8 protein-coding genes, 3 tRNA genes and 3 rRNA genes are annotated in these 14,701 nt (G+C 44.6%); 12 read left to right on the plus strand and 2 right to left on the minus strand.

The window, feature by feature from the left end; genetic code table 11:
* Positions 1–128 precede the first annotated feature (128 nt).
* From M1F14_RS04515 to M1F14_RS04540, 6 genes are all read left to right on the plus strand, one after another.
* A 16S ribosomal RNA gene (locus M1F14_RS04515) occupies positions 129–1,668 on the plus strand.
* A gap of 138 nt (positions 1,669–1,806) precedes the next feature.
* Positions 1,807–1,882: transfer RNA gene (locus M1F14_RS04520), tRNA-Glu, on the plus strand.
* 357 nt (positions 1,883–2,239) lie between these two features.
* Positions 2,240–5,148, plus strand: a 23S ribosomal RNA gene (locus M1F14_RS04525).
* A 146-nt stretch (positions 5,149–5,294) separates the two neighbouring features.
* Positions 5,295–5,410 (plus strand): 5S ribosomal RNA (rrf, locus tag M1F14_RS04530).
* The 16S, 23S and 5S rRNA genes sit together here with 3 tRNA genes alongside, the layout of an rRNA operon.
* Before the next feature lie 62 nt (positions 5,411–5,472).
* Positions 5,473–5,549 (plus strand) — tRNA-Asp (locus M1F14_RS04535).
* An 8-nt stretch (positions 5,550–5,557) separates the two neighbouring features.
* Positions 5,558–5,633 (plus strand) — tRNA-Trp (locus M1F14_RS04540).
* Positions 5,634–6,296: 663 nt separating this feature from the next.
* Here the strand turns inward: M1F14_RS04540 and hdfR are convergent.
* Complete coding sequence (gene hdfR, locus M1F14_RS04545; RefSeq protein ID WP_042845915.1) at positions 6,297–7,154, minus strand: HTH-type transcriptional regulator HdfR; 858 nt, start codon at positions 7,152–7,154, stop codon at positions 6,297–6,299.
* A gap of 112 nt (positions 7,155–7,266) precedes the next feature.
* On the opposite strand from hdfR, the gene M1F14_RS04550 reads away from it, so the two are divergent.
* Positions 7,267–7,605 carry a DUF413 domain-containing protein gene (locus tag M1F14_RS04550; protein ID WP_042845913.1) on the plus strand — a complete coding sequence of 113 codons (339 nt, stop codon included), beginning with the start codon at positions 7,267–7,269 and terminating at the stop codon, positions 7,603–7,605.
* Positions 7,606–7,682: 77 nt separating this feature from the next.
* Here the strand turns inward: M1F14_RS04550 and M1F14_RS04555 are convergent, their stop codons facing one another.
* Complete coding sequence (locus M1F14_RS04555; protein WP_129466660.1) at positions 7,683–9,209, minus strand: YifB family Mg chelatase-like AAA ATPase; 1,527 nt, start codon at positions 9,207–9,209, stop codon at positions 7,683–7,685.
* A 485-nt stretch (positions 9,210–9,694) separates the two neighbouring features.
* Between M1F14_RS04555 and M1F14_RS04560 the strand changes: the two genes are divergently transcribed.
* The 5 genes from M1F14_RS04560 (at position 9,695) to ilvD (ending at position 14,699) form a co-directional block, all read left to right on the plus strand.
* Positions 9,695–9,796, plus strand: a complete 102-nt coding sequence (locus M1F14_RS04560) for an IlvGEDA operon leader peptide (RefSeq protein WP_071548712.1) — start codon at positions 9,695–9,697, stop codon at positions 9,794–9,796.
* 134 nt (positions 9,797–9,930) lie between these two features.
* Entirely contained in the window at positions 9,931–11,577 is a 1,647-nt protein-coding gene (ilvG, locus tag M1F14_RS04565) for an acetolactate synthase 2 catalytic subunit (RefSeq protein WP_048605782.1), read from the plus strand.
* On the plus strand, positions 11,574–11,843 hold the full coding sequence (gene ilvM, locus M1F14_RS04570) for an acetolactate synthase 2 small subunit (protein ID WP_042845909.1): 270 nt from the start codon (positions 11,574–11,576) through the stop codon (positions 11,841–11,843). The genes ilvG and ilvM overlap by 4 nt, the downstream gene beginning before the upstream one ends.
* Before the next feature lie 11 nt (positions 11,844–11,854).
* Positions 11,855–12,781, plus strand: coding sequence for a branched-chain amino acid transaminase (locus M1F14_RS04575; protein WP_042845908.1), 927 nt, complete (start codon positions 11,855–11,857; stop codon positions 12,779–12,781).
* Positions 12,782–12,848: 67 nt separating this feature from the next.
* Complete coding sequence (ilvD, locus tag M1F14_RS04580) at positions 12,849–14,699, plus strand: dihydroxy-acid dehydratase (protein WP_042845907.1); 1,851 nt, start codon at positions 12,849–12,851, stop codon at positions 14,697–14,699.
* Positions 14,700–14,701 lie beyond the last annotated feature (2 nt).

Consider the following 14,701-nt stretch of genomic DNA (forward strand, 5'->3'; position numbering starts at 1 on the left):
TCAAAAAAATATTTGATTTTAAGTCTTGAAGAGTGACTAACACGTTAATTCATATATATGAACTAATAGGTAATCTGGTTTCTTCGGAAATCAGGCGACAGTAAACATTCTTTGAGCATCAAGCTTTTTAATTGAAGAGTTTGATCATGGCTCAGATTGAACGCTGGCGGCAGGCCTAACACATGCAAGTCGAGCGGTAACAGGGGAAGCTTGCTTCTCGCTGACGAGCGGCGGACGGGTGAGTAATGTATGGGGATCTGCCCGATAGAGGGGGATAACCACTGGAAACGGTGGCTAATACCGCATAATCTCTTAGGAGCAAAGCAGGGGAACTTCGGTCCTTGCGCTATCGGATGAACCCATATGGGATTAGCTAGTAGGTGGGGTAATGGCTCACCTAGGCGACGATCCCTAGCTGGTCTGAGAGGATGATCAGCCACACTGGGACTGAGACACGGCCCAGACTCCTACGGGAGGCAGCAGTGGGGAATATTGCACAATGGGCGCAAGCCTGATGCAGCCATGCCGCGTGTATGAAGAAGGCCTTAGGGTTGTAAAGTACTTTCAGTCGGGAGGAAGGCGTTGATGCTAATATCATCAACGATTGACGTTACCGACAGAAGAAGCACCGGCTAACTCCGTGCCAGCAGCCGCGGTAATACGGAGGGTGCAAGCGTTAATCGGAATTACTGGGCGTAAAGCGCACGCAGGCGGTTGATTAAGTTAGATGTGAAATCCCCGGGCTTAACCTGGGAATGGCATCTAAGACTGGTCAGCTAGAGTCTTGTAGAGGGGGGTAGAATTCCATGTGTAGCGGTGAAATGCGTAGAGATGTGGAGGAATACCGGTGGCGAAGGCGGCCCCCTGGACAAAGACTGACGCTCAGGTGCGAAAGCGTGGGGAGCAAACAGGATTAGATACCCTGGTAGTCCACGCTGTAAACGATGTCGATTTGAAGGTTGTTCCCTTGAGGAGTGGCTTTCGGAGCTAACGCGTTAAATCGACCGCCTGGGGAGTACGGCCGCAAGGTTAAAACTCAAATGAATTGACGGGGGCCCGCACAAGCGGTGGAGCATGTGGTTTAATTCGATGCAACGCGAAGAACCTTACCTACTCTTGACATCCAGAGAATTTAGCAGAGATGCTTTAGTGCCTTCGGGAACTCTGAGACAGGTGCTGCATGGCTGTCGTCAGCTCGTGTTGTGAAATGTTGGGTTAAGTCCCGCAACGAGCGCAACCCTTATCCTTTGTTGCCAGCGATTCGGTCGGGAACTCAAAGGAGACTGCCGGTGATAAACCGGAGGAAGGTGGGGATGACGTCAAGTCATCATGGCCCTTACGAGTAGGGCTACACACGTGCTACAATGGCGTATACAAAGAGAAGCGACCTCGCGAGAGCAAGCGGAACTCATAAAGTACGTCGTAGTCCGGATTGGAGTCTGCAACTCGACTCCATGAAGTCGGAATCGCTAGTAATCGTAGATCAGAATGCTACGGTGAATACGTTCCCGGGCCTTGTACACACCGCCCGTCACACCATGGGAGTGGGTTGCAAAAGAAGTAGGTAGCTTAACCTTCGGGAGGGCGCTTACCACTTTGTGATTCATGACTGGGGTGAAGTCGTAACAAGGTAACCGTAGGGGAACCTGCGGTTGGATCACCTCCTTACCATTGAAGTGTTTTTGTGAAGTGCTCACACAGATTGTCTGATAGAAAGTAGAGCAATGGCTTTACGTGGGAGACTTATTCGAAAGGATAAGACTTACACGAAAATAGCAAAACGGTGTTTTGCAATTGAATTTTCGTGTCCCCTTCGTCTAGAGGCCTAGGACACCGCCCTTTCACGGCGGTAACAGGGGTTCGAATCCCCTAGGGGACGCCAATTGCGCCGATATCGAGTGAAAGACGATGTCCCCAATAATGATTAAGCCAATTACGTTGTAGTTGGTTTAACAATTATGCTCTTTAACAATCTGGAACAAGCTGAAAATTGAAAACAACGCACATTGTTTATCGCTTAAACAATGTGAGAGTCTCTCAAAAATCTCAACTTGAAGTGTTTTTCAAACACACAAACGAGTGGCATGAGCGAGCAGTGTGAAATTCAAGGCGGCTAGCGCACAGCAAGCGCAGCGTACAATAGTACGTGAGCATTGCGAGCACTACCCAACGAAGAAGTTCACCACGCACAGCCATGACGTTAAGTGTCGTCTGATAAGAAGACACCTTCGGGTTGTGAGGTTAAGCGACTAAGCGTACACGGTGGATGCCTAGGCAATCAGAGGCGATGAAGGACGTGCTAATCTGCGATAAGCGTCGGTAAGGTGATATGAACCGTTATACCCGACGATTTCCGAATGGGGAAACCCAGTGCAATTCGTTGCACTATCGTTTGATGAATACATAGTCAAACGAAGCGAACCGGGGGAACTGAAACATCTCAGTACCCCGAGGAAAAGAAATCAACCGAGATTCCCCTAGTAGCGGCGAGCGAACGGGGAGCAGCCCAGAGTCTTAATCAGCATTAGTATCAGGAGAACGGTCTGGAAAGTCCGGCAGTAAAGGGTGATAGCCCCGTATCTGAAGATATTAGTGTTGTGAACTCGACGAGTAGGGCGGGACACGTGTTATCCTGTCTGAATATGGGGGGACCATCCTCCAAGGCTAAATACTCCTGATTGACCGATAGTGAACCAGTACCGTGAGGGAAAGGCGAAAAGAACCCCGGCGAGGGGAGTGAAATAGAACCTGAAACCGTGTACGTACAAGCAGTGGGAGCCTTGATTTATCAGGGTGACTGCGTACCTTTTGTATAATGGGTCAGCGACTTATATTCTGTAGCAAGGTTAACCGTATAGGGGAGCCGTAGGGAAACCGAGTCTTAACTGGGCGAATGAGTTGCAGGGTATAGACCCGAAACCCGGTGATCTAGCCATGGGCAGGTTGAAGGTTGGGTAACACTAACTGGAGGACCGAACCGACTAATGTTGAAAAATTAGCGGATGACTTGTGGCTGGGGGTGAAAGGCCAATCAAACCGGGAGATAGCTGGTTCTCCCCGAAAGCTATTTAGGTAGCGCCTCGTGAACTCATCTTCGGGGGTAGAGCACTGTTTCGACTAGGGGGTCATCCCGACTTACCAACTCGATGCAAACTACGAATACCGAAGAATGTTATCACGGGAGACACACGGCGGGTGCTAACGTTCGTCGTGAAGAGGGAAACAACCCAGACCGCCAGCTAAGGTCCCAAAGTCATAGTTAAGTGGGAAACGAAGTGGGAAGGCTCAGACAGCCAGGATGTTGGCTTAGAAGCAGCCATCATTTAAAGAAAGCGTAATAGCTCACTGGTCGAGTCGGCCTGCGCGGAAGATGTAACGGGGCTAAACTATGCACCGAAGCTGCGGCAGCGATATGTAAATATTGTTGGGTAGGGGAGCGTTCTGTAAGCCTGTGAAGGTGTACTGTGAGGTATGCTGGAGGTATCAGAAGTGCGAATGCTGACATAAGTAACGATAATGCGGGTGAAAAACCCGCACGCCGGAAGACCAAGGGTTCCTGTCCAACGTTAATCGGGGCAGGGTGAGTCGACCCCTAAGGCGAGGCAGAAATGCGTAGTCGATGGGAAACGGGTTAATATTCCCGTACTGGTGATAATTGCGATGGGGGGACGGAGAAGGCTAGGCTGGCCGGGCGACGGTTGTCCCGGTTTAAGGATGTAGGCAGGTGAATTAGGCAAATCCGGTTCACTATATGCTGAGGTCTGATGACGAGTCACTACGGTGGCGAAGTAGCTCATGCCCCGCTTCCAGGAAAAGCCTCTAAGCTCTAGATTATCACTAATCGTACCCCAAACCGACACAGGTGGTCAGGTAGAGAATACTCAGGCGCTTGAGAGAACTCGGGTGAAGGAACTAGGCAAAATGGTGCCGTAACTTCGGGAGAAGGCACGCTGGCGCTAGGTGAAGTGGTTTACCCATGGAGCTGAAGCCAGTCGCAGATACCAGCTGGCTGCAACTGTTTATTAAAAACACAGCACTGTGCAAACACGAAAGTGGACGTATACGGTGTGACGCCTGCCCGGTGCTGGAAGGTTAATTGATGGGGTTATCCGTAAGGAGAAGCTCTTGATCGAAGCCCCAGTAAACGGCGGCCGTAACTATAACGGTCCTAAGGTAGCGAAATTCCTTGTCGGGTAAGTTCCGACCTGCACGAATGGCGTAATGATGGCCAGGCTGTCTCCACCCGAGACTCAGTGAAATTGAACTCGCTGTGAAGATGCAGTGTACCCGCGGCAAGACGGAAAGACCCCGTGAACCTTTACTATAGCTTGACACTGAACATTGAGCCTTGATGTGTAGGATAGGTGGGAGGCTTTGAAGTGTGGACGCCAGTCTGCATGGAGCCAACCTTGAAATACCACCCTTTAATGTTTGATGTTCTAACGTTGCCCCGTTATCCGGGGTGCGGACAGTGTCTGGTGGGTAGTTTGACTGGGGCGGTCTCCTCCCAAAGAGTAACGGAGGAGCACGAAGGTTGGCTAAGCATGGTCGGACATCATGCGGTTAGTGCAAAGGCATAAGCCAGCTTGACTGCGAGAGTGACGGCTCGAGCAGGTACGAAAGTAGGTCTTAGTGATCCGGTGGTTCTGAATGGAAGGGCCATCGCTCAACGGATAAAAGGTACTCCGGGGATAACAGGCTGATACCGCCCAAGAGTTCATATCGACGGCGGTGTTTGGCACCTCGATGTCGGCTCATCACATCCTGGGGCTGAAGTAGGTCCCAAGGGTACGGCTGTTCGCCGTTTAAAGTGGTACGCGAGCTGGGTTTAGAACGTCGTGAGACAGTTCGGTCCCTATCTGCCGTGGGCGTTGGAAGATTGAAAGGGGCTGCTCCTAGTACGAGAGGACCGGAGTGGACGCACCACTGGTGTTCGGGTTGTCATGCCAATGGCATTGCCCGGTAGCTAAGTGCGGAAGAGATAACCGCTGAAAGCATCTAAGCGGGAAACTTGCCTTGAGATGAGTCTTCCCTGACCCTTTAAGGGTCCTAAAGGAACGTTTAAGACTAAGACGTTGATAGGTTGGGTGTGTAAGCATAGCGATATGTTGAGCTAACCAATACTAATGAACCGTGAGGCTTAACCTGACAACACCGAAGGTGTTTTAGAGATTGAGAGATGAGGTTGATTCAATGAGCGTGAGAAGCCGAGAGGCGAGGGACACAGCAGCTTGTTCAAGATTACAGTTCTGGTTTAGTGACGAAATGTACTAAACGGGAACAAACCGAATTTGTCTGGCGGCAATAGCGCGGTGGTCCCACCTGACCCCATGCCGAACTCAGCAGTGAAACGCCGTAGCGCCGATGGTAGTGTGGGGTCTCCCCATGTGAGAGTAGGGAACTGCCAGACATTAATTAAAAATTTATTGCTTATAAGAAGCAGTAAATTGCCGAAAGGCGAAAAGAATAAGTGGAGCGGTAGTTCAGTTGGTTAGAATACCTGCCTGTCACGCAGGGGGTCGCGGGTTCGAGTCCCGTCCGTTCCGCCACTTAATTTAGGGGCGTAGTTCAATTGGTAGAGCACCGGTCTCCAAAACCGGGTGTTGGGAGTTCGAGCCTCTCCGCCCCTGCCAGTTACCAATTAAGTAATAATAAAAGAAGTATCTATTGATAACCCGATTACCTTAATCGGGTTTTTCTTTATATACCATCCGGTTGCCACGTAATAACTCCTTTCCATTTATATTAATAATCCCCTTACTAATCTATGAATAGCTCAATACTTCTGCCTATTTATTTAATTTTTATTATTTAATTTTTAAACGCAAAAATTATCTACTTACCTATATCATTGTTTAATAATTGTGCTCTTTTGCTGTTTTAGTTAGCTAATCTATTAGTGGCTTAACTAATTATTTACTCTGAAATTTTTATACTGTGCTCACAGATAAAGGTTAAAGTTTCAGTTGAATAAAATCATAGTTATAAGACGGATAAGTTAGCTAAAGTAGAGGGATGCATGAGGTTTTTTGTTGTTTTAAGATAACTAGTAATCAATAGACTAAAAAAACGTTATAAACCATATGCTAATGGACGGTTACATTGCTTTTGGCTTTTGCCATTAATGACCAAGCGCTATTATTCTTAACTTTCATTGATGAGCTTTGACATAAATTTGTATTATTCACTAGAAGTGATTAAAGCAACGTTTATTCATATTAACCCTTTAGTTGATACCCGCTAGGCGTTATTAGTAAATACGGGCAGCTCAGCAATAGTATAGAGACGAGTAAAACTTACTCGTCTTTTGGGTTTTCTTCGGTCAATAGAGCGTTTTTTATTGGTGTTTTAATCAACTGATTAATAAGCGCTTGCTGGTCATTTTTTTGTAACCAGACAGCATAGAGAGGTTTACTTATTGAAGTTTCTGAGAGAGTTTTTAAGCCTGGGTATTGATATACCCAATGTGCAGGTAAAAATGCAGCTGAAAGCGATACAGGAAGTAATTGACGGGTAATATGAGCAGAGGTGGTTATCATTACTGGCGTATCATCTTGCGTTAATATGGATTCACTTTTAGGCTGAAAATCGGCCCCCCACTCAAGCTTGATATAATTATATTTTGTTAATGCAACATTTTTTTGTGAAGCCATCAGTTGTAAGTCAATAGTACCAATAATGGTACTTTCGAACTCATCCATTTTGGGCGGTTCAGTGGCAATTAATAAATCTAATTCTCTTGAATGAAGCTGTTTGACTAATGATTGACGTGTAGAAACCCTTGCTTCAAGCCGTAACTCATCGTGTTGACTATAAAGAGCTTCTATCCAGTCTACTAAATAGCCTTCCCAAAGAGATGCTGTTGCACCAATTGAAAGCTCTGTATGTTGTGATGCATGGGATATTTCTTTTTTGGCTTGTAACCATGTATTCATCAATGATTCAGCATATGGAACGAGTCTTTCACCTGCTGCGGTTAAGCGGATATTATTTCTATGGCGGGTAAAGAGACTTGTTCCGAGTTGAGTTTCTAATTGTCGAATACGAAAGCTGACTGCTGATTGTGTCAAATAGAGTGATTCTGCGGCTCTACCGAAGTGCCTAGTTTTACTAACTTCTAAAAAAGTTCTCAATAACTCGCTGTCCACACTCATCTCCAATTTTTTTTGTCGTGATGATTTAAATGTTTTGTTTTACAGATTGCTTATGCTGTCTAATACTCCGCGCCATATAGAGTTTGACTGTAATAAGTTAGGAGTGTGTCAGATGGCAGATAGCTTCATCACGACTAATCGTTTTTTTGATAACAAAAATTACCCACGTGGCTTTTCTCGTCATGGTGATTTCACCATCAAGGAAGCCCAGTTACTAGAACGCCTAGGCCAAGCTTTTAATGAGCTAGATACTGGTAAACGTGCGGCACAGACAGAAGAAGAAAAACTTTTCGTTGCTGTATGTCGCGGCGAGCGTGAACCAGCTACCCCTGAAGAAAAAGTTTGGGCAAAATATTCTAGTCGTATTAACCGTCCAAAACGTTTCCATACTTTATCAGGCGGCAAACCTCAGATAGACCCATCGGAAGACTACACCGATACAGATGATTAATATTGTCATCGTATGTTAAGAGGGACTTCGGTCCCTTTATTTTTATCCGATAATTAATATTCTCTTCTCTACCCCGCTCAGCTTACTTGTTTTTGCAAATGAAGCAATAACTTATCCATTGTCCTGTACCCAAGGGCTTCTAATAAATGTGCCCGTTCTATATGCTCAGATGCATTAAGATCGGCAATGGTCCTAGAAACCCTTAATACCCTGTGCCAAGCCCGAATAGAAAGCCCTAACTTATTTAACGCATGCTCTAAGAATAACGCATCTTTAGCCTTTAGCGGGCAAAATTGTGTGGTTTCTCTCGACGTGAGTAAATTATTTATTTTTCCTGCACGCTCAAGTTGCCTATTTCTAGCCGTGATCACTCTTTGCCTGACTTGTTCACTAGTTTCACCTTGATAATTTTGATTGCTTAATGAGCCGATAGGTAATAATGGTATTTCAATCGAAATATCAAATCTATCTAGAAAAGGGCCTGATATATGCGAAAGATAGCGCAATATGCGGGCGGGAGATGAGCGGCTCATTTCACCTTGGTAGTGACCTGTTGGACTTGGATTAAGTGCAGCAATGAGTTGAAAGTTTGCAGGGTAGCAAACTTTTGCTTTTGCACGAGAAATACTCACTCTTTTTGACTCAAGAGGTTCTCTTAATGAATCAAGGACAGAACGACTGAATTCAGGTAATTCATCTAAAAATAAAATGCCATTATGAGCAAGAGAGATTTCGCCAGGTTTTGGAAGAGAACCCCCGCCGATTAATGCAGCTATTGATGTGCTGTGATGAGGCGTTCTAAAAGGCCTTATAGGCCAATTCACTTTATCACGAGTGGTTTCAGTCAGGCTATATAATGAAGCGACCTCTAGTGCCTCCTGAGGCGTTAATGGAGGCAATAAAGTCATTAACCTGCTGGCTAGCATTGTTTTTCCTGTACCAGGGGGGCCTAGTAGAAGTAAATTATGACCACCTGTGGCGCAAATTTCTAATGCACGTTTTCCTTGTTCTTGCCCAATAATATCATTGATATCACCTTCATATCGAGCCGATGAGGGGGCTTCGTGGATTTGTTGGTTACTGGCTAAGACCTGTTTACCATGTAAGAAGTGGCAAAGTTCTAACAAAGATGTTGCAAAATGGACGCTATTGTCAGCGAGTAAGCTTAATTGGTGCTGATTTTCAATTGAAAGTATTAATACTCGACGTTGTTCTAATGCTGATTGTGCTGCAGGAATGGCACTGTTGACGTAACGTATCAGACCAGATAATGCCAGTTCACCTAAAAACTCATGTTGATTTAATGTTTCATTAGGAATTTGTCCAGATGATGCAAGAATAGCAATTGCAATTGCAAGGTCGTAGCGCCCACTTTCTTTTGGTAAATCTGCAGGCGCTAAATTTACGGTCATTTTTTTAGCGGGATATTCAAACCCACTATTTAGTAAAGCACTTCTTACCCGATCCCTAGCTTCTTTGACGGCGGTTTCAGGGAGACCAACAAGTGTTAGGCCAGGAAGCCCATTACTAATATGAGCTTCAACAGTGACAAGTGGAGCTTCCATGCCAATCGATGCTCTAGTATAAACAATCGCCAATGTCATAAGCCCTCCAATATTATTTGAGTTAACAGAGTAATATTCTGTTGAGAATAAATTGATTTGTAGAGCTGTTTTGTTGTATTTGCGAAGCGGTTCGATAATTTAATTACTTAGTTTCATAGCTGTTTCAGTTTTTTAGAAAACGGCTCGAAATGTTGGTATAACAAAGGTTGCCGTTATTTAATAAAGAATTAAGAATGGAGATACCTTGGATAGGCATCAATAAAACTAATCAATGGGTAGGTGTATTTTTACCTGCTTTTATTTGTGGAGTCTGGATGATGTAGCTGATTGTGCTATCAATTACATTTAAAATTACTGTGAAATTACCTTTTTAATGGTTTTTTATTCTTATTTTTATTTAACATTATGATTTTAAAGTAGTTAAATATTTTGAAAATAAATAAATTAAATAAAAGTTGTCAAAGTGATTTTAAAATGATACCTCTTTAATAAAGATAATTAAGAATGTTGAAAAATTAAAACTCATGAACGCATTTATCCAAGCAGTTAGCCTAATTATTATTCGTGTGGTGGTGATTATTATCCCACCGTGCGGGGCTGCACTTGGACGACGAAGGCTAAAATAACAGCCAGATCTCACGAGAACCCCGCACCGAAAGGCGCGGGGTTTTTTTTGACACTAAAGTTTGTTAAAGCAAATAAAATAGATAAAACATAATAAATACAAATAGATAAAAAGTGGACGGACAGGAGATAAAGCATGAACGGAGCACAATGGTTAGTTCAAGCATTGCGAGCACAAGGTGTTGATACGGTATTTGGCTATCCTGGTGGTGCAATTATGCCAGTTTATGATGCGTTATATGACGGTGGTGTGGAACATCTGCTGTGTAGGCATGAACAAGGCGCAGTGATAGCAGCAATAGGTTATGCGCGCTCAACAGGTAAAACAGGTGTGTGTATCGCGACATCAGGGCCTGGGGCAACAAATGTTATTACAGGATTGGCGGATGCTTTGTTAGACTCGGTTCCGGTTGTTGCTATCACTGGTCAAGTTGCCTCTGAGTTTATCGGAACAGATGCTTTTCAGGAAATTGATGTCTTAGGGTTATCTTTGGCCTGTACTAAACATAGCTTTTTAGTTGAAGCGATAGAAGATTTACCTCGCATCCTTGCTGAAGCTTTCGCAATCGCAAATAGTGGACGTCCTGGACCTGTACTGATTGATATTCCGAAAGATATTCAACTACAACATGCTGAACTATCTCCATTCCTAATGCCTGTTGAACAAGAGACGACCTCTCCATTATCTGAAATCCAGCAAGCAAGAGCATTATTACAACAATCCGAAAAACCGATGTTGTACATTGGTGGCGGTGTTGGGATGTCTGGAGCTGTTAGTGAATTACGAAAATTTATTGAATTTACAGGTATTCCCTCTGTTGCAACATTGAAGGGCTTAGGTGCTGCACACCCATCTGATGAAAATTATTTGGGGATGTTGGGTATGCATGGCACTAAAGCAGCAAATATTTCCGTACAACGCTGTGATTTACTGATAGCTGTTGGTGCTCGCTTTGATGACCGAGTCACAGGTAAATTAAATACTTTTGCTCCGAATGCTAAAGTCATTCACCTTGACATCGACCACGTTGAGCTGGATAAGCTAAGGCAAACTCACGTTGCATTACATGGTGATGCGAAGGCTTTATTACCTGAACTGGCACTTAAAAAATCAATCGCTCCTTGGCAGCAGGAAGTTCAGCAACTGAAGAAAGAATTTGGTTGGCGTTATGATCACCCTGGAGAGCTCATCTATGCGCCACTCTTATTGAAACAACTATCAGATAAAATGAAGCCAAATACGGTGATTACGACGGATGTCGGACAACACCAAATGTGGTCTGCACAACATATCACCGTCGATGGCCCAGAGAATTTTTTAACATCAAGTGGCTTAGGCACGATGGGGTTTGGTATCCCAGCGGCAATTGGAGCCCAAGTTGCAAGACCTGAAGATGTTGTTGTCTGTGTATCTGGTGATGGTTCTTTTATGATGAATGTCCAAGAACTTGGAACCATTAAACGTAAACAGCTTCCCGTAAAAATTCTGTTAATTGATAACCAACGCTTAGGCATGGTTCGCCAATGGCAAGAACTGTTTTTTGAGCAGCGTTATAGTGAAACTATTTTGACAGATAACCCAGATTTTATCGCATTAGCTAGCGCATTTGGCATTAAAGGCCGACGTATTACTGACAAATCTGAAGTGAATGCTGCCCTTGATGAGCTGTTAAATAGTGAGGGCGCTTATTTATTACAAGTGTCCATTAATGAATTAGAAAATGTCTGGCCATTGGTTCCACCTGGGGCTAGTAATGAAAAAATGATGGAGAAACCATTATGATACAACATCAACTCTCAATATCGGCCCGTTTCCGTCCTGAGGTTTTAGAGCGTATATTAAGGGTCACCCGCCATCGCGGATTTCGTATTAGTGCCATGAATATGGGCCAGTCAATAGATGGCGATAATGTTAACATTAAACTGACCGTAAGTAGTCCGAGGCCGTTAACGCAACTTTGTGCTCAGTTAACTAAGCTCTCAGATATTACGGAAGTTGAAGTACTACAACAAGAATCACGACTATTAAGCACACAAAGTGCAATGTAAGGAATATACAAATGACTAAGAAAGCTGACTTTATTTGGTTTAACGGTGAAATGACGCCATGGGCTGATGCAAAGGTTCATGTAATGTCTCATGCTCTGCACTATGGTACATCTGTGTTTGAAGGCGTCCGTTGCTATGATTCACATAAAGGTCCTGTGGTCTTTCGCCATCGTGAACACATGCAACGTTTGCATGATTCAGCAAAAATTTACCGTATGCCTGTCAGCTATAGTGTTGAAGAATTAATGGAAGCATGTCGTGAGACGCTGCGTAAAAATAACTTAGTCAGTGCGTATATTCGTCCATTAGTATTTATTGGTGATGTCGGCATGGGTGTAAACCCACCAGAAGGCTACAACACCGATGTTATTTTAGCTGCTTTCCCATGGGGTGCCTATTTAGGTGAAGAAGCACTTGATCAAGGTATTGATGCAATGGTGTCTTCTTGGAATCGTGTCGCACCAAATACTATTCCTACAGGTGCAAAAGCGGGTGGTAACTATTTATCATCTTTGTTGGTTGGTAGCGAAGCACGTCGCCATGGCTATCAAGAAGGTATCGCACTAGATGTTCATGGCTATCTGTCAGAAGGTGCGGGTGAAAATATTTTTGAAGTGAAAGACGGTATCTTGTACACCCCACCATTTACCTCTTCAGCTTTACCGGGGATTACGCGTGATGCAATCCTAACACTAGCAAAAGATATGGGCATTGAAGTACGTGAACAGACACTGTCTCGCGAATCACTGTATTTAGCAGATGAAGTCTTTATGACAGGAACCGCAGCAGAAATCACCCCTGTTCGTAGTGTTGATGGCATTCAAGTAGGAATTGGCCGCTGTGGCCCTGTGACGAAAAAAATTCAGCAAGCATTCTTTGGCCTGTTCACTGGAGCAACTGAAGACAAATGGGGCTGGTTAGATCAAGTAAACCCTTAATAACTAAATTGAAATAGATGTTACAGGCGGACGTTCCCCGCCTGTTTTAAACACGGGAGTTAAAGATATGCCTAAGTACCGTTCAGCAACAACAACTCATGGTCGTAATATGGCTGGCGCTCGTGCATTATGGCGCGCGACAGGTATGACCGATGCTGATTTTGGAAAACCCATTATTGCAGTTGTTAACTCATTCACACAGTTTGTTCCTGGCCATGTGCATTTACGTGACTTAGGCAAACTAGTTGCAGAGCAAATCGAAAATGCGGGTGGCGTTGCGAAAGAGTTTAATACGATTGCCGTTGATGATGGGATTGCCATGGGGCATGGCGGAATGTTGTATTCCTTACCTTCCCGTGAATTAATTGCTGATTCAGTTGAATATATGGTGAATGCACACTGTGCGGACGCGATGGTGTGTATTTCAAACTGCGACAAAATTACTCCGGGTATGTTGATGGCGGCATTACGTCTAAATATTCCTGTTATTTTCGTTTCAGGTGGGCCGATGGAAGCTGGAAAAACCAAGCTTTCAGACCAAATTATCAAGCTCGATCTAGTCGATGCAATGATCCAAGGTGCTAACCCAAATGTTAGTGATGCAGATAGTGAACAAATCGAACGCTCTGCTTGCCCAACCTGTGGTTCATGTTCAGGAATGTTTACAGCAAACTCAATGAACTGTTTAACGGAAGCGCTGGGGCTTTCTCAGCCGGGTAATGGTTCATTATTAGCGACACATGCAGACCGCGAAACACTCTTTATTAATGCGGGTAAGCGTATTGTCGAATTAACTAAACGTTACTACGAACAAGACGATGAAAGTGCGTTACCACGCAATATCGCTAATAAATCTGCATTTGAAAACGCGATGACTCTTGATATTGCTATGGGAGGGTCAACGAATACGGTACTTCATTTGTTAGCAGCAGCACAGGAAGCCGATATTGACTTTACCATGGACGATATAGACCGATTATCACGTCAAGTTCCTCATTTGTGTAAGGTTGCACCAAGTACGCAAAAATATCATATGGAAGATGTTCACCGTGCTGGTGGTGTTATCGGTATTTTAGGTGAATTAAGCCGCGCAGGCTTGCTGCAAGAAAATGTAACGAATATTTTAGGGTTAACCTTCCAAGAGACATTGGCGCAGTATGATGTGATGTTAACCAAAGACGAAGGTGTGAAGTCGATGTTTTCCGCGGGCCCTGCCGGTATCCGCACGACAAAAGCGTTTTCACAGAACTGCCGCTGGCCGTCATTGGATACTGATCGTGAAAATGGGTGTATCCGTAGCATTGAACACGCCTATAGCTTAGATGGTGGCTTAGCCGTCTTGTCCGGCAATATTGCCGAAGATGGTTGTATTGTGAAAACAGCAGGGGTTGATGAAGGCAGCTTAACATTCCGTGGCCCAGCCAAAGTATTTGAAAGCCAAGATGACGCAGTAGAAGCCATTCTGGGTGGTAAAGTCGTTGAAGGGGATGTGGTTGTTATTCGCTATGAAGGGCCTAAAGGTGGTCCGGGTATGCAAGAAATGCTTTATCCAACCTCTTACTTAAAATCAATGGGATTAGGCAAAAGCTGTGCATTAATCACGGATGGCCGTTTTTCGGGGGGGAGCTCCGGTCTCTCTATCGGTCATATTTCACCAGAAGCGGCAAGCGGCGGGCTATTAGCATTAGTTCATGATGGCGATATTATTGATATTGATATTCCAAACCGGACAATGGTGCTTGATGTTAACGAAAGTGAATTGAACCAACGTCGTGAGGCTGAATTAGCTCGTGGTGATAAGGCCTTTACTCCACGTGGTCGTCAGCGTGAAGTTTCTTTTGCGTTACGTGCTTATGCTTCCCTCGCTACCAGTGCTGATAAAGGTGCGGTGCGTGATAAGTCGAAGTTGGGAGGCTAATT

Origin of the sequence: Providencia sp. PROV003 (assembly GCF_045040775.1) — a bacterium.
Taxonomy (GTDB): Bacteria; Pseudomonadota; Gammaproteobacteria; order Enterobacterales; family Enterobacteriaceae; genus Providencia; species Providencia huashanensis.